The sequence below is a fragment of the Paenibacillus oryzae genome, assembly GCF_001675045.1.
Lineage (GTDB): Bacteria > Bacillota > Bacilli > Paenibacillales > Paenibacillaceae > Pristimantibacillus > Pristimantibacillus oryzae.
Genome location: NZ_LYPA01000056.1, coordinates 37,572 through 53,620, shown reverse-complemented (window position 1 = coordinate 53,620; position 16,049 = coordinate 37,572). Strand labels below are relative to the sequence as shown.

The window sequence follows — 16,049 nt, the reverse complement described above, 5'->3', positions numbered from 1 at the left end:
ATGGAAAGCAACAATGAAGGCAAAGAGAGAGAAGCCGCGGTTAGCTGCATAGATGTTTCGCTTACCGCCAGAAAAAAAACCATATTGAACAAGGTCAGCTTTGAGGTTCCAAAAGGAACGATAACCGGACTGCTTGGCCCAAACGGAGCGGGCAAATCATCGCTGCTGCGCATTATTTCCAGCTTGGCTACCGCCAGTAGCGGGACTGTCGCCATATTTGGCGAGCCGGCGGGAGAAGCCGCGCTTCGCAAGCTGTCGCTGCTGCCTGATCGGGGAGGACTGCCAGGCTGGCAGACGGCCGCTCAATGGCTGGCCTTTGCTAAAGGCATTTATCCCGATTGGGATCAAGTACAATGTGAGCAGTTAACAGAGGATTTGAAAATAGCAAGTCATACGCGCATTTCCTCTATGTCCCGGGGCGAGGAAGCGAGGCTTCAGCTGCTGACCTGCCTGTCCAGAACGGCGCCGCTTGTTATTCTTGATGAGCCGTTTACTGGAGTTGATATGATTTCCCGGGAGCAAATTGCATCCACCGTTGTTGGCGCTCTTGCGGACGGAACAAGGACTTTTCTGATTGCGACGCATGACATCCGGGAGATGGAGCTTTTATTTGATCATCTAGTTATGATCGGCAACGGAGAAATTAAAGCCGCCCGGAAGGTAGATCAGCTCCGCCAGCAAGGGAAATCGGTAGAAGCCTTTTATAGGGAAGTGTTCGCATGACCATTATGAAGCAACTGATTGGATTGGAGTATCGTTCAATTGGCAAGCCTTTCCCTTTGCTGATTACTTATTATATTTTAGGTCTAGCCGGGGTGGGATATTTCTTTAGGGAGCAAAACGCCCCTGAGTTTTTGTTTCTCTTTGGCCCGGCCCTGGTCATGGTAACGATGCTGATGGTATCGGCCATTCAAATGATTTCAATTCCGGCATCGCCATTCAGAGATTGGTGGCTGACGCTTCCGCATTCAAGACGGCTGCTGGTGTCGGCAAAAATGAGGGCGTTACTACTGATGGGGATGTTGGCAGCCCCTGTCATGTTATTGGTTTGCCTGACCGTATATGTTCTGCTGACACTGTTCGGATCCATGCAGGCGCTGCCTGCCGGTCAGCTTTTATCGCTGTCCCTCTCCAGTCTGGCGCTTGGCGCAGCGGTCGTTCCTTTGTCTGTCAGCTATGGTATGTCGATTGCCTTTATGGCCTCTGGTCGGTCCCGAATGATTACCCTTGTTCCTTATGCCTGCGTTTTTTTTGCAGCTGTTGGAACGATTGGAGTTATTTCAGTCCTGAATGAAGATACAGCGCATCTGTTCACCAGCGCCCGAATGCTTTTGTATGCCGGAGTAGCTCTGCTGGCGGGTATTCCTGTAGCATTTGGCTTGTCGCGGCTTATTGCAAGCAAAGGAATTGCCATGCTCACAAGTTCGTCGGTCACCCTTAACAAAAGCGTAGCCAGAGCAGGCAGCGTAACGGACAAAAAGGAAAAGGCTGTTGCACTAAAGAGCAAAAGCGCCTTTTCTGCGGTGTTCCGGCTTGAACTGTCCGGTTTCCGCTATTATGAAAAAAAGCTGCCTTTTGTCATTATAGTCTCCGCTATTCTCATTGCGTGGACGGCAACTGCTTTTTTTGCGGGCAAACCGCTGGATGGAACAGATAACAGCTCCGGGATGTTTGTGCTTCCCACCTTGATTGCCGTTATGCTGATGTTATTTTGGGATTTGTTTCATCGGAAAACAATGGTTTGGCAGCTTGGTTTTCCTATCAAAAGAAGCCTTTTGTTAACGGCAAATGTTGCTGCACATGCGGTATTGGCAATTAAGTGGATGCTGATACTGGCCCTTGGCTACTATATCGGGCTGGGAGCAGCCGTACTGACGGGCAAAACAGAGCCGGCAGCCTTTGAAGCAATTCCATGGACAGCTTATTCCATTTTGCTTCGAACAATTGCGATGATCTTTATATTGTCACTGCTGCAATTAAGATTTGTTTTTTATCGCTTCACCTTTTTATATATTTTGATTTTCCCTTTATATTGGCTTGCGGGTACGCATAGCAGCTTGCTGGATCGCTATTTCTATCCAATTGCTCCTGCCGGCGGGGTTGCGCCTGCCTGGGAACTGCTGGGACTGCTGACGCTTGCCGCCCTCCCGATATCAGTGCTTTGCCTGTGGCTTGGCGGAAAATATGTACATCATGCATTAACTGCAACAATCAATTGGGACACAAAGAAAAAAGAAGCAAAAAAATGAGCTCTGTTGAAAAAATGCTAATTAAATCTGACCAAATTACTGAACAAACTACTAAATAAATTACGGTGAGGGAATAAAAAAATCGCCAGTTTCTCTATAGAAGGCCATCGCACGGCCATCTTGAGAAAGGGCGATTTTTTTGATATTAAGCGCCAAACTCCTTGCGCGCCGCATGCAGGGCAGCTGCAATGACCTGATGCATGTCGTAATAGGCATAGGTTGCCAGCCTGCCTCCAAAAATAACGTTGCTTTCCTGATCGGCAAGCGCCTTGTATTTTCGGTAAATCAAGCTGTTTTTATCATCGTTGATGGGATAGTAGGGCTCGTCGCCAGGTTTCCATTCCGTTGGATATTCTTCCGTAATAACCGTTTTTTCCTGGGTTCCGAACTCAAAGTGCTTATGCTCGATGATGCGGGTGAACGGCGTCTCCGCGTCCGTATAGTTGACGACGGCATTCCCTTGATAATTAGAGGTATGCTCCAGCGTCCTGGACTCGAAGCGCAAGCTTCTGTACTCCAATACGCCATGCCGGTAATCATAATATTGATCGATCATACCGGTGTAGACCACTTTGGCGGCAAGAGCATCCAGCTCCGCGCGATTGCTGAAATAATCAACATGTAGCCTAACCTCGACGCCCTCCAGCATTTTAGCGATCATTCCGGTATAACCGCCGATGGGAATGCCTTGATAACGGTCGTTAAAATAGTTGTTGTCATAGGTAAAACGAACCGGCAGCCTTTTAATAATAAAAGGGGGTAATGCATTAGCCGGACGGCCCCACTGTTTTTCCGTATAACCCTTGATCAGCTTTTCGTAAATATCCGTTCCGACAAGCGAAATGGCCTGCTCCTCCAGGTTTTGCGGTTCGGCAATCCCGGCTGCATTCCTCTGCTCCTCGATCTTAAGACGCGCTTCCTCGGGAGTGACGACGCCCCACAATTGATGAAAGGTATTCATGTTGAACGGAAGGTTGTATAGCTCCCCCTTGTAATTGGCGATCGGGGAATTGGTGTAGCGGTTGAATTCCGCGAATTGATGCACGTAATCCCAAATGGTTTTGTCATTCGTATGAAAAATGTGCGCGCCGTAGGCATGAATGTTGATGCCCTCCCGCAGCTCGGTATAGACATTTCCTCCGATATGGGCTCTGCGGTCGATCACAAGGCAACGCTTGCCCCGTTTGGTTGCTTCATGGGCAAAAACAGCGCCGTACAAACCCGCGCCCACAATCAAATAGTCATACATGGCAAATCTCCTTGTTTGTAATGAATCTATTTTTCCACACCGGCTCACATTTAGCAATATGCCTTTTTTGGCGGGAGAAGGAAGTCTGCTTCGGGCTGGGGGATTGCGCTTTTTGGATTTGTGCTATACTGTTATCATCAGTTGGTCCCACTCGCGAAAGGAAGACATATGAACACAGAGGCCCTGGAATATTTCCTCAAGGTATACGAGAAAAAAAGCGTAACGGCGGCAGCCAAGGAGCTATATATTACACCGCAAGGCATCAGCAAAACGATCAAGCATCTGGAGCTTGAGCTGGAATCGGAGCTGTTCTCGCGGGGACCGCGCGGAATGGAAGCGACCCAGGCCGGAGAGCTGCTGTATGCGCGGGCTAAACATATCCTGTATTTGATGGAGGACATCAAAAAGGAAATCAGCATTATCGGCGGCAAAAAGGGCATTTTGAACGTTGTCCTCACATATTCCACCTCAGCCCTGCTTCCCGTCGATTACCTGTACCGGTTCTCCGAGCTTCATTCCGATATAGGAATAAAGCTGCGGGAATTTCCGGATGATTATCCAATGGGCAAGCTGTTTGACGATGATGTCGACGTTGGACTGGTCATGCAGCCGGATGATCTGGAAAGCTGTGATTATGAGCTTATTGCAACAGGGGAGCTTGTGGCGATTGTGCGGAGAGGCCACCCTCTGGCAGATAAAAACGAAATTTCGGTGGATGATTTGGAGAACGAGCCGCTAGTGCTGCATTCTATAGGCAACGACAAGGAAAACAGCTTTTTGGTCAAATGCCTGGAGCATGGCTTCACCCCTAACGTCATTCACGAATTTGGCAATATGATATCGGCTCATCGTTTATGCAAATTAAACGGCTCTGTCATTATATCCATTGACATCGTGGAGGAAGCGTTCAGGGACGATGATCTCCAAATGATCCGGTTTACCGAAAAGATGGCCCAAAGCTTCTATTTGGCCGTTCGCAAAAGGGGCTCTCAGTCCAGAGCCATCGCATTGTTCCAAAGCTACGTAAAGGAAGGCCTAAAGCCGGTTTGATTCGCATGTGAATGCGCGTCGGACCGGTTTTTTGCATGAGTAAACTAAAAGTTGCCTCCCCTAACTATTGGTTGATGGTTATTTTGGCAGCGATCGTTTAGTCTAAATTTACGATCATGAAAGCACATACAATGTTCATGGTGTATTTATGCAGCTTATCGGTATCCATTTTGATTTCCCAATTCAATCAGAAGTGCTTTTGGCAATGTCATCATCGTACATGTGCAAAGGCTGAAAATGAGGTATGAAAATGAAATACGGCGACATCATCAAACAAATGACTTTGGAAGAAAAAGCATCCCTTATGTCGGGGAAGGATTTTTGGCAAACCCAGGATATCCAGCGTTTGGGCATTCCCAATATATTTCTGGCAGACGGGCCGCACGGCATCCGCAAGCAAACGGCGGCGGCGGATCATCTTGGCCTGAATCCAAGCGATCCCGCAACCTGTTTTCCGACGGCGGCAACGGTTGCGAATAGCTGGAATGTCGAGCTTGGCGAGCGGATAGGTGAACTGCTGGGAGAAGAAGCTGTTGCCCAGAAGGTAAACGTGCTGCTGGGACCGGGCGTCAACATGAAGCGGAATCCGCTATGCGGTCGGAACTTTGAATATTTCAGCGAAGATCCCTATTTGGCCGGCAAGCTGTCCGCCGCTTATATCAGGGGCATTCAGAGCAAGGGCGTATCGGCATGCGTCAAACACTTTGCGGTCAACAACCAGGAAGAAAAACGGATGTCCGTCGATACGATCGTGGACGAGCGGACGCTCAGGGAAATTTATTTAACTGCGTTTGAAATGGCTGTTAAGGAAGGCCAAACCCAATCGGTCATGTCCTCCTACAACATGCTGAACGGCACCTATACGAATGAGCATATCCATTTGCTGAGGGACATTTTACGCGAGGAATGGGGCTTTGACGGGGTTGTCGTAACGGACTGGGGCGGCTGCAACGACCGGGTCGCAGGCCTGATTGCCGGGAACGAGCTGGAAATGCCAACCACGGGTGGAGAAACCAATCGCGAAATTATTGCGGCGATTCAAAGCGGCAAGCTGGATGAGGCTGTGCTGGACGAATGCGTGGATCGTTTGCTGCATCTTATTTTTACAACCGAAGCCGTTTATGAGAAGCCGTATAAAAAAGAAATAGATAAAGAGCAGCATCATTATGAAGCTCAAAAAGCGGCGGAAGAGTCTATTGTGCTGCTAAAAAATGAAGGCAAGCTGCTTCCGCTTGGCAAAGGAACCAAGGTTGCCGTAATCGGCGATTTTGCGGCAGATTCGCGTTATCAGGGTGCAGGCTCCTCCATTGTCAATCCTGCAAAGCTGGAGCATGCGCTTGGCGCTTTGGAGCAATCCCAGCTGACGGTTGTTGGCTACGAGCCCGGCTTTGAGCGTTACGGCAAAAAAAATGCCGCCAAACTAAACCAGGCTTGCGCGCTTGCCCAAAAAGGCGATGTTGTGCTGCTGTTTCTGGGACTGGACGAGGTTACGGAAGCGGAAGGTCTGGACAGGCAAAACATGAGCATTCCCGACAATCAAATTCAGCTGCTGCATGCCGTAGCTGAAAGCAACCCTAATATCGTTGTTGTGCTTTCCTGCGGCGCTGCCGTTGACATGCCCTGGATCGGCAAGGTCAAAGGGCTGCTGCACGGCTATTTGAGCGGACAAGCCGGGGCTCCCGCCATCGTCAGAGTGCTGACCGGAGAGGTGAATCCATCCGGCAAGCTGGCGGAAACCTATCCGCTGCGTTACGAGGATACGCCTTCCCTCCGTCATTTTCCGGGCAAGGAGGTCAGTGTGGAGTATCGCGAAGGCTTGTATATCGGCTACCGGTATTACGATACAGCGGATGTAAAGGTGCAGTTCCCGTTTGGCTTTGGCCTTAGCTACACCTCCTTTGATTACTCCGACATTGAGGTTCAGGAGGATGGCGTTTCCTTCACTCTGACCAATAGCGGAACCGTGTATGGCATGGAGGTTGCCCAACTGTATGTAGGCAATGATAAGGGAGAAGTATTCAGACCGAAGAAGGAGCTCAAGGGCTTCATTAAAGTGGCCCTGCAGCCGGGCGAATCCAAACGCGTCAGCATCCCGTTTGACGATAAAACGTTCCGTTATTTTAACGTCGTAACGAACAAATGGGAAGTGGAGGAAGGCACGTATCAGATCATGATCGGGGCATCCAGCGCAGACATCAAGCTGACAGGACAGCAGTTTGTCGCAGGCACCGGCGCTCCTCTGCCATACAGCCGGGAGCAGCTGCCATCGTATTATTCCGGAAAAGCAAATGCGGTTAGCGATATCGAATTCGAGCAGCTGCTGGGCAGGAAACCGCCGGTTTCCAAATGGGACCGCAGCCGCCCGCTGGGTTATAACGATACCATCGAGCAATGTCAATATGCGCGCGGCGGATTTGCCCGCTTTGCTTACAGGCTCATTACCTTTGCGCATTGGTTCCTGAGGAAAACAGGCAAACGCAGCACGGCCAACCTGATTACGATGTCGGTTTACAATATGCCGTTCAGAGGCATCGCCAGAATGACCGGGGGCGTTATCAATATGCCGATGCTGGATGGGCTGCTTATGATTGTAAACGGCCAATTCTTCAAAGGCCTGCGCCACTTCCTCAAAGAAAGAAGCAGCATGCATAAACACACTTAGCCGAACAGTTCCATTTTATAACGGTGGCAAAGTCAACAGGAGAGTGAGAAAATGAGCAGTGAGGAAAGCAAAAAGGGGATATGGGCCAATTTTCAAAAAAAACATCCCGTAGCTGCCCAATTCCTGATATTCTTTATATTAAGCAATGGCATTACCGTATTGCAGTTTGTGCTGATGCCTCTTTTCAAAAGCTGGTTTGGAAAAACCTCGCTAGTGGATACCAGCTTTCAAATTTTGCAGATGGGCCAAAACTTCGACGGCAGTCCTTATTATGTATTTGATTATGCGGCGGGTGCCCTTGCTGCGGGCGGCGGAGGCGGCCTCGCGTATTTCCTGGCCGTGCAAATTACAATCGCTATCGCGCAAATCATTAACTTTTTTGCTCAGCGCAGCATTACCTTTAAGTCCAACAGCAACATCTGGAAAGCCGCTTTCTGGTACGTGATTGCCTATATCCTGATCACGATCGGCGCGGCGGCAGCCCAAGGCTTCTACAAAGCCCCTATTTACAATTTATTGATGAACACGTGGGAAATGGGCGCGACGGGAGAAACCGTAGCGGACATTATTACGATGATCATCAACAGTGCAATTTCATTTTGGGTGTTTTTCCCTATCTTCAAGGTTATTTTTAAACAAGAACCCGAAAAACAGGAACAGGTTGGGTGAACATGAAACTGTTAACGGTTGCGATCCCTTGCTACAATTCGCAGGACTATATGCGCTATTGCATCGAATCCCTTCTGCCGGGCGGCGAGGACGTTGAATTGCTTATTGTCAATGACGGCTCCTCCGACGGGACGGCGGCTATTGCGGACGAATATGAGGCCAAATACCCCACGATTGTAAAAGCGATCCATCAGGAAAACGGGGGTCATGGCGAGGCTGTCAATACAGGAATCCGCAACGCGTCGGGGAAGTATTTCAAGGTTGTGGACAGCGACGACTGGGTTGATATAAGGGCCTACATGAAGGTGCTGGGCGCCCTGCGCGGCTTGACGGAGCGGCGTCAGCAGACGGACATGCTGATCAGCAATTTTGTGTATGAAAAAGAAGGCGCAAGCTATAAAAAGGTTATGAAATATAACAATGTGCTTCCTGAGGATGTTTTGTTTTCGTGGGAGGACATCAGGCTTTTCCGCAAGGGACAATATTTAATGATGCATTCCATAACCTATAGAACCGGGCTGCTCAGAGATTGCGGCTTGCAGCTGCCCAAGCATACCTTTTATGTCGATAATTTATTTGTTTACATTCCGCTTCGTTTTGTCCAGAGCATGTATTATGTCAATGCGGACTTCTACCGCTATTTTATCGGACGGGATGATCAATCCGTTCAAGAGCGTATTATGATCAAAAGGATTGACCAGCAGATCAAGGTAAACAAGCTGATGGTGGAGCAGGTGGATCTTAGCCTGATTCATAATGCCCAGCTCCGACACTATATGTTCAGGCATCTTGAAATCGTGACGGTCATTTCGACGATTTTACTGATTCGTTCAGGGTCTGCGGAAAATTTGCGAAAGAAAAAAGAATTGTGGAAATTTATTCGGAATAAGGATGCCAAATTGCACCGGCATTTACGATTCGGAGTTCTGGGCGGCTTAACGAGCCTGCCGGGACGCGCCGGGCGGAGCATTTCCGTTGGCGCTTATAAATTGTCGCAGCGTTTGGTCGGTTTTAACTGACGGGAAGAAGCGGTGGCCTTTAGCGGCTTCTGCTTCTTTTCTTTTGTTCTATAGATATAGTAATATTAAGGAATACTATGGAGCGCTTTTTGACCAGCTTCTTAAAATGCAGAATGAGGAATCGGAATGAAGTATAAACAGTTGATACAGCAGATGACGCTAGAGGAAAAGGCTTCCCTGATGTCGGGCAAGGACTTCTGGCAAACGCAGGACATCCAGCGTTTGGGCATTCCCAGCATGTTTCTGGCGGACGGACCTCACGGTATTCGCAGACAGGCGGTTGCTGCGGACAAGCTTGGCCTGAACGCCGGCGTTCCCGCGACTTGTTATCCGACGGTGGCTACTGTCGCCAATAGCTGGAACACGGACCTGGGAGAACGGGTTGGCGAATATTTGGGTGAAGAAGCCGTTTTTCAAAACGTTAACGTATTGCTTGGTCCCGGCATTAATATGAAGCGGAATCCGCTATGCGGCAGAAACTTTGAATATTTTAGCGAAGACCCCTACCTGGCCGGAAAGATGGCTGCCGGTTACATCAGGGGCATTCAATCGCAGGGCGTATCCGCTTGCGTCAAGCATTTTGCGGTTAACAACCAGGAAGAAAGACGGATGTCCATTGATACCGTGCTGGATGAACGAACGCTGCGTGAAATTTATTTGACCGCGTTTGAAATCGCTATAAAAGAAGGGCAAACCAAAGCGCTCATGTCCTCCTACAATAAATTAAATGGAACCTACGCCAATGAAAACACACATTTGATGCAGGATATTTTGCGCGGAGAATGGGGCTACGGGGGAACGGTCATTACCGATTGGGGCGGAAGCAACGACCGGCTTTCTGGCCTTCTCGCCGGCAATGAGCTGGAAATGCCAACGACGGCTGGCGAAACGGATAAGGAAATTGTAGAAGCCGTGTCGAGCGGCCAACTGGACGAAAGCGTGCTTGACGAAAACGTGGACAGGCTGCTGGATTTGATCTTTACGACGGGAGAGGCCCGGCGCGGCAGCGTCGCCAATTTTAATGTTGAGAGGCATCACCGGGTTTCTCAGAAGGTAGCCGAGGAATCCATCGTGCTGCTTAAAAACGAAGGAGCTATTTTGCCGCTGAAATTCGGTAAAAAGGTTGCGGTCATCGGCGACTTTGCCAAGGATGCGCGTTATCAGGGAGCAGGCTCCTCCATCGTTAATCCTACTATACTGGATCATACGTTGAATTGCTTTGAGGAATCCGGCATTATCAGTATCGGCTATGAGCAAGGCTTTGAACGCTATGGCAAAAAAAACCGCCAATTGATTCAAAACGCTTGCGCGATTGCGGGACAAGCGGATGTGGTGCTGCTGTATATGGGGCTGGATGAGGTAACGGAGGCAGATGGAGTAGACAGGCCAACTATGGCTATTCCGGAAAATCAGGTTGATTTGCTGGATGCGCTTTTTGAGGTTAATCCCAATATCGTTGTAATCCTATCCTGCGGCTCGGCAGTCGAGATGCCGTGGATTGGAAAGGTAAAGGGACTGCTGCACGGTTATCTGGGCGGCCAGGCCGGAGCGCGCGCCATATTGAGGGTGCTGTCCGGAGACGTCAATCCATCCGGCAAGCTGGCGGAAACCTATCCGCTTCGTTATGAGGATACTCCGTCATATCGTTATTTTCCCGGCAAGGAGGTTACGGCGGAATATCGCGAGGGCCTGTATATCGGCTACCGGTATTACGATACCGCCGGGGTGGATGTGCTGTTTCCGTTTGGATTTGGCTTGAGCTATACAACCTTCGACTATTCCGATATTGTCGTTCAACCCGATCGGGTAACCTTTACCATTACCAATTCCGGCCGGGTGGCAGGCATGGAGATTGCTCAACTGTACGTAGGCTGCGAGTCGGGCGAGGTTTTTCGGCCCCAAAAGGAGCTGAAGGGCTTTACCAAGGTGTTTATTAATGCGGGTGAGTCCAAACGGGTAACGATTCCTTTTGACGACAAAACGTTTCGTTATTTTAATATTATAACCAATAAGTGGGAAGTGGAAGAGGGGAATTACCGTATCATGATCGGGGCCTCCAGCGCGGATATCAGACTGGAGGAGCTGCTGTTTGTGGAGGGGACAGGCGCCCCTGTCCCTTATGACCGGGAAAAGCTGCCCACCTATTATTCCGGCAAGGTGAACGAGGTGAAGGATGAGGAGTTCGAGCAGCTGCTTGGCCGAAGCCTTCCGGTTTCTACCTGGGATCGCAGCAAGCCGCTGGGCTACAACGATACCATTGCCCAATGCCAATATGCGCGGGGCTGGTTTGCCAGGTTAACGTTTCATCTCATTTCGTTTGCGCATTGGTTTCTGCGTAAAACGGGCAGGAGAAGCACGGCGAATCTGCTTATGATGTCGGTTTATCATATGCCGTTCCGCGGCATTTCCAGAATGACGGGGGGCATTGTCAACATGCCGATGCTGGACGGCTTGCTGATGATTGCCAATGGCCGTTTCTTCAAGGGGCTTCGCCACTTCATCAAGGAAAGAAACAAAATGCTGAAGCAGCGCGCGTAGCGCTGCTTCAGCATTTTTCATTGGCAAGCAGTCTGCTGGCTGCTGCGCCACCCGTCGATGCAAGGCTGCTGCGCTGCTGCACTGCTGCACCACCCGTCGATGCAAGGCTGCTGGCTGGCGGCTTCTTTATAATTTGAGCATCTTACTCGTATGGGTAAATTTGTGTGAATTTCCATACAAAATACCGTGAGAAAAAGATCATGGATAGTAGTTTGTATGATAGTTCGTACAAAATCTGAAGCCTGCTATTCAAAATCTGGAGCTTTGTATGATCTATCGTACAAAATAGTTAAATCAGCTTTTCAGAGTCCGATTTTTATATGAATAATCATACAAATGAGTGTCCTGCAAGGTAGTTCCAAGAACCATAGAAACGAACCAAAACCAAAACCAAAACCAAAACCAAAACCAACCAAATCCAAAACCAAAACCAACCAAATCCAAAACCAAAACCAAATCCAAATCCAACATCAACATCCCCTGACCACTGCTTGTAGTACGCTATGCAATGCATGGTTTCATCGACAAAATTGATTATAGTGAAAAAATACATTTACGGAATGGGATATTTTTCATAAAATCAGAAAGTAACCCAAATAACGAAAAATTAAGGCCGAGGGAGGTCTACGTACATGAATTCCACTCATGAAGGAAAAACGGATGGGTTAGCCGAGGAGCTTGGATACGATAACCGGGCTCTTGATGTTTTGCAGGCGCATTATGAGGCATTGATCGCAGACGGTACGCTGCAGGGAGCGAGCTATCTCATAGCCAGAAAAGGCAAGGTAATTGCCCGCCGGGCTTTAGGCCGGCTCAACCATCAGGAAAACAGCCCGGAATTGATGCCGGACTCCATCCGTAAAGCATACTCCATAACTAAAGCGTTTACAGCGGTTGCGATAGGGCAGCTGATCGACCGCGGACTGCTGCATTTGCATCAATCGGCGGCAAGCATATTGCCGGAAATGGACACAAGCAAGCATAGGGAAATAACGATTTTTCATTTGCTGACTCATACCTCTGGCTTGAGGGGCGATCCCGGCTTTCATAACGAGCCTTACCCGCTGCCTTGGTTCGAACGCATTATAAGGGAATATTGCAATGACCAGCAAGGCATTAGCTGGATTCAGACCATTCTGGCCGGGCCGCTGCAAACGATGCCAGGCAAGGAATGGATCTATTCCACAAGCGGGTATGCTTTGCTTGGAGCGATTATTAGCAAGGTAACAGGCAAGCCGTATGAAACCTATATCCGGGAAGAAATTTTGGAGCCGCTGGGTATGGAAAGAAGCTTTTTTGCCGTGCCGGAGGCGTTGTGGGGCGAGGTGTGCGTAACTCAGGAGTGGGATAGGGAGGCGCTGCAATTTTCAATAAAGCCCAGGGAGGAAGCTCCGCCAAGATCCGGAAACGGTCTTTATTCCAGCCTGGACGACTTATGGAAATTCGGGCAGATGATGCTGAACGGCGGCCATCTGGACGGCAAACGGATTTTGTCCCCAAGAGCGGTCGAGCTTTTAACAAGCAACCATATGAAGGGCATTGCCCATAATGGCTGGGGAAACGAGCTTGCCAATTATTCATTTGGTCTGGGCTGGTCGCTGGAGCATTACGATTTGTGCAGCCAAGGCACCTTTTCCCATGAAGGCTTTGGGCACTCAGGCCTGTACATAGATCCCGCCGAAGAGCTGGTGTTTGTCTTTTTTGTACCGTCGTTCAAAGGCTTTACGAATGAATCCGTATTGATGCCGCGCGCTATTGTATGGTCGGGACTTCTGGCAAAAACGGAGGCGCGAAAATCTTCAAATCCGCTGCTCAGCGTTACGCCGGCAGAAGCTGGTTATGAGCCAGAAAGCCTTCTTAGGCTGGAGGAGCATTTCGACAGGCTGATTGGAGCGGAGCTTGTGCAATGCGGCTCGTATTTGCTTTCCCGGGATGGAGAAATATTTGCGACTGGGGCAATGGGACCGCTGCGGCATAATGATCCCGCCGGCAAGCTGGAGGTGAACTCCATTCGTCGTATCGCTTCCATTACCAAGCTGTTTACCGCAGCAGCCGTTTTTCAGCTGATCGAGCAAGGAAAGCTGTTTCTGCGTCAGCCGGTTGCGGAATGGATACCGGAATTCAAGCATCCCCTATACGAAAAAATAACGATTATGCAATTGCTTAATCATACCTCCGGCTTGCCGGCGGACGGCGGATATTATCAGGAGCCGTATCCCGCGGGCTGGTGGGCTGTAATGTTTGCATACCTGCCGGAAACGGAGGGCCCGTGGGCGGTAACTGATCCCGAGGAGCTGGAGAAGCAGCGCCGTTCGGCATGGATTCGCGCCATGCTTGGAGGCAAGCCGTTGTCCCGGCCGGGAGAGGAGTGGAGCTATTCCAGCGCAGGTTATGCCATATTGGGCGAGCTTATAGCCCGCGCCAGCGGAAAGCCGTACGAGCAATACATTTTGGAGCATATCGCAGAGCCGCTAGGCATGACGCGGACATTTTTTGACGTGCCGCAGGAGCTTCAGGACGAGGTTTGTCTCGTAGCCGATAACGAATATGAACGATTAATCGGGGAACGGAAGGATAAGGCCTATTCTCCGCCGCCTAGCGGAGGCGGGTTATACTCCACGCTGCCTGATCTGTTTCGTTTTGGGCAGATGCTGTTGAATGGCGGTTCGCTTGACGGAGTCAAAATTTTGTCCCGCAAATCGATAGAGAGGATGTCGGCCAATAGTCTTGAGCCTGGTATATTCGCCTTTGATTGGGGCGGAAGATGCGAGAGCAAAATATACGGCATTGGCCCAACCTTGGCCGGAGCGGGAGAATGGCTGCCGGAGGGCTCCTTCTGCCATGAAGGCGCAGGCCGCAGCAAGCTTGTGGTTGATCCACAGCACAACGCAGTTATGATTTATTTTGTTCCGTCTAATAAAGACTGGTCGCCCGAAACTGTTATCGGCACATTAAACATTATGGGAGCGGGTTGGCGTTGAGTAGACTGTTTGCGATGATTCGCGCTATCGGCTTTGTCACGTACAAGGAGTGGGCCGCTTTCCGCACGCATATGCTGGCTTCGCTCCTTGTTGGACCTGTGCTGTTTCTGGTGCAGGTGTTTATTTGGCAAGCCATGTTTGTTGGAAAGGAAACGATTAACGGCTTAACCTTTCAGCAGATGCTGACGTATTTCGGAGTCGTAACGCTTATTCATTATATAACCTTTGATTTTGCGGACTGGAATTTGCAGATGCTGGTCCGCTCCGGCAAGTTTGTCACCTTTGCGCTAAGGCCGCTGCCACATTGGCTGTTTGCGCTGGCCCAGAAAATCGGGCATCGCTCCCTTGCTTTAGGGGTGGAGGTATTGCCGGTTATGCTGCTGTTTATCTTTCTTTTTGGAGTCGACCTGATGCCCGCCTCTCCGGGGTGGGCCGCCATTTCCATTTTGCTCAGCTTCCTGATGAATTTTTTTATTAATTATTGCGTGGGGTTAACTGCCTTTTGGCTCGTGAGGGCGGAGGGCATTCGAAGAGTATTTCTACTGCTCAAGGATATTAGCGCCGGCGTATTCCTGCCGTTGTCCTTTTTTCCGGAGGTTCTGCAAAAGATCCTGTTTTTCCTGCCGTTTCAGTTCATTACGTATTTGCCGACGCGGGTGTATATCGGCGATTACGAGCTTGCGGGCGTTTCGCTCACGATGGCGGAAGCGGTGGGCTTGCAGGCTGCCGCGGTTGCCGTTACCGCAGGTTTGGCGTTATGGCTGTATCATTTGGCGATGAAGCGTTTTACGGGGGTTGGCGTATGAAGGGAATTTGGTTATGCTGGGGCGCCGTTTTTCGGGTCAAGCTGGCGGAGATGATGGCTTACCGCAGCCATTTTGCTCTAAGCATGCTTTTGTTGATTGCAGGCGATCTTGCTGTTCCGCTTGTCACCTTGCTTGTTTATAGCTCGGGGGCATCCTTTCCTGGCTGGAGCCTTTACGAGGCTTTGCTGGTGCAGGCCGTTTTTGTTCTGGCAAAAGGGATTGCGTTTCCTTTCTTTTTTGGAATGGTGGGCACAACCTTGTCGCAGGTGAGAGAGGGCACCTTCGATTTGCTGCTGCTGAAGCCGAGGCCCGTCATGCTGATGTCGATGCTGAATGGTTTCGATCCCGACGACTTTGGGCGTCTGCTTAGCGGGGGCGTGTTGTTCGGGTATGCCCTAAGCGGCATTGCGGCACCCGGAGCCGGAGATTGGCTCCGATTTATGCTGCTGTTTTTGGCGTCCATCTCTATTCTGTTTGCGATGTCGCTGTTTCTGTCGGGCCTGCTGTTCCGTTGGGTCGGCAGCAGCCGGGTTTTTGATATTTTTGATGCGGTTACCTCCTTCGGAATGTATCCCGGCACGATTTATTCCAAAACGTTAAGCAATATGCTTACTTACGTGCTTCCCATAGGTTTGATTGCCTTTGTCCCCGCTGCGGCGCTGCTGGGCAGAGAAGGCTGGGGAGCCTTATGGGCGCTTGCATCGGCTGCGGGAATCGTTGGGGTCAGCATGCTGTATTGGAATGCGATGCTAAAAAACTATTCAAGCGCGGGCGGCTAGGATATGTCTTAGTCCTCTAAGACAAGCCTTATTGGCTGCCTGAATTT

The 16,049-nt window shown here is 50.0% G+C and carries 11 protein-coding genes; 10 read left to right on the top strand and 1 reads right to left on the bottom strand.

The window, feature by feature from the left end:
* Together A7K91_RS12735 and A7K91_RS12730 are read left to right on the top strand one after the other, a co-directional pair.
* Entirely contained in the window at positions 1 to 723 is a 723-nt protein-coding gene (locus A7K91_RS12735) for an ATP-binding cassette domain-containing protein (RefSeq protein WP_068683249.1), read from the top strand.
* Positions 720 to 2,249, top strand: a complete 1,530-nt coding sequence (locus A7K91_RS12730) for a hypothetical protein (RefSeq protein ID WP_068683247.1) — start codon at positions 720 to 722, stop codon at positions 2,247 to 2,249. Before A7K91_RS12735 ends, A7K91_RS12730 begins: the two co-directional genes overlap by 4 nt.
* A gap of 145 nt (positions 2,250 to 2,394) precedes the next feature.
* Here the strand turns inward: A7K91_RS12730 and glf are convergent, their stop codons facing one another.
* Complete coding sequence (gene glf, locus A7K91_RS12725; RefSeq protein ID WP_068683245.1) at positions 2,395 to 3,498, bottom strand: UDP-galactopyranose mutase; 1,104 nt, start codon at positions 3,496 to 3,498, stop codon at positions 2,395 to 2,397.
* A gap of 168 nt (positions 3,499 to 3,666) precedes the next feature.
* Here glf and A7K91_RS12720 point away from each other — a divergent pair, with 168 nt between their 5' ends.
* The 8 genes from A7K91_RS12720 to A7K91_RS12685 all read left to right on the top strand — a co-directional run bounded on the left by A7K91_RS12720 (position 3,667) and on the right by A7K91_RS12685 (position 16,002).
* Positions 3,667 to 4,548: a LysR family transcriptional regulator gene (locus A7K91_RS12720; RefSeq protein WP_068683243.1), complete on the top strand. Its 882-nt coding sequence runs from the start codon at positions 3,667 to 3,669 to the stop codon at positions 4,546 to 4,548.
* Between the two features lie 250 nt (positions 4,549 to 4,798).
* Positions 4,799 to 7,210: a glycoside hydrolase family 3 C-terminal domain-containing protein gene (locus A7K91_RS12715; RefSeq protein WP_068683241.1), complete on the top strand. Its 2,412-nt coding sequence runs from the start codon at positions 4,799 to 4,801 to the stop codon at positions 7,208 to 7,210.
* Between the two features lie 51 nt (positions 7,211 to 7,261).
* A complete protein-coding gene (locus A7K91_RS12710) occupies positions 7,262 to 7,879 on the top strand; it encodes a hypothetical protein (RefSeq protein ID WP_068683239.1) in 618 nt (205 codons plus the stop codon).
* A 2-nt stretch (positions 7,880 to 7,881) separates the two neighbouring features.
* Positions 7,882 to 8,898 (top strand): glycosyltransferase family 2 protein, encoded by a 1,017-nt coding sequence (locus A7K91_RS12705; protein WP_068683237.1) that lies wholly within the window; start codon positions 7,882 to 7,884, stop codon positions 8,896 to 8,898.
* A gap of 126 nt (positions 8,899 to 9,024) precedes the next feature.
* Complete coding sequence (locus tag A7K91_RS12700; protein WP_068683234.1) at positions 9,025 to 11,436, top strand: beta-glucosidase family protein; 2,412 nt, start codon at positions 9,025 to 9,027, stop codon at positions 11,434 to 11,436.
* Between the two features lie 632 nt (positions 11,437 to 12,068).
* On the top strand, positions 12,069 to 14,417 hold the full coding sequence (locus tag A7K91_RS12695) for a serine hydrolase domain-containing protein (protein WP_068683232.1): 2,349 nt from the start codon (positions 12,069 to 12,071) through the stop codon (positions 14,415 to 14,417).
* Positions 14,414 to 15,223, top strand: a complete 810-nt coding sequence (locus A7K91_RS12690; RefSeq protein WP_211274526.1) for an ABC transporter permease — start codon at positions 14,414 to 14,416, stop codon at positions 15,221 to 15,223. Before A7K91_RS12695 ends, A7K91_RS12690 begins: the two co-directional genes overlap by 4 nt.
* A complete protein-coding gene (locus tag A7K91_RS12685; RefSeq protein WP_068683230.1) occupies positions 15,220 to 16,002 on the top strand; it encodes an ABC transporter permease in 783 nt (260 codons plus the stop codon). Before A7K91_RS12690 ends, A7K91_RS12685 begins: the two co-directional genes overlap by 4 nt.
* The last annotated feature ends 47 nt before the right edge of the window (positions 16,003 to 16,049 follow it).

Excerpts from the sequence above, each read along its gene's own strand:
- A7K91_RS12735 (WP_068683249.1), top strand. The coding sequence starts at position 1 with ATGGAAAGCAACAATGAAGGCAAAGAGAGAGAAGCCGCGGTTAGCTGC.
- A7K91_RS12730 (WP_068683247.1), top strand. The coding sequence starts at position 720 with ATGACCATTATGAAGCAACTGATTGGATTGGAGTATCGTTCAATTGGC.
- glf (WP_068683245.1), bottom strand. The coding sequence starts at position 3,498 with ATGTATGACTATTTGATTGTGGGCGCGGGTTTGTACGGCGCTGTTTTT.
- A7K91_RS12720 (WP_068683243.1), top strand. The coding sequence starts at position 3,667 with ATGAACACAGAGGCCCTGGAATATTTCCTCAAGGTATACGAGAAAAAA.
- A7K91_RS12715 (WP_068683241.1), top strand. The coding sequence starts at position 4,799 with ATGAAATACGGCGACATCATCAAACAAATGACTTTGGAAGAAAAAGCA.
- A7K91_RS12710 (WP_068683239.1), top strand. The coding sequence starts at position 7,262 with ATGAGCAGTGAGGAAAGCAAAAAGGGGATATGGGCCAATTTTCAAAAA.
- A7K91_RS12705 (WP_068683237.1), top strand. The coding sequence starts at position 7,882 with ATGAAACTGTTAACGGTTGCGATCCCTTGCTACAATTCGCAGGACTAT.
- A7K91_RS12700 (WP_068683234.1), top strand. The coding sequence starts at position 9,025 with ATGAAGTATAAACAGTTGATACAGCAGATGACGCTAGAGGAAAAGGCT.
- A7K91_RS12695 (WP_068683232.1), top strand. The coding sequence starts at position 12,069 with ATGAATTCCACTCATGAAGGAAAAACGGATGGGTTAGCCGAGGAGCTT.
- A7K91_RS12685 (WP_068683230.1), top strand. The coding sequence starts at position 15,220 with ATGAAGGGAATTTGGTTATGCTGGGGCGCCGTTTTTCGGGTCAAGCTG.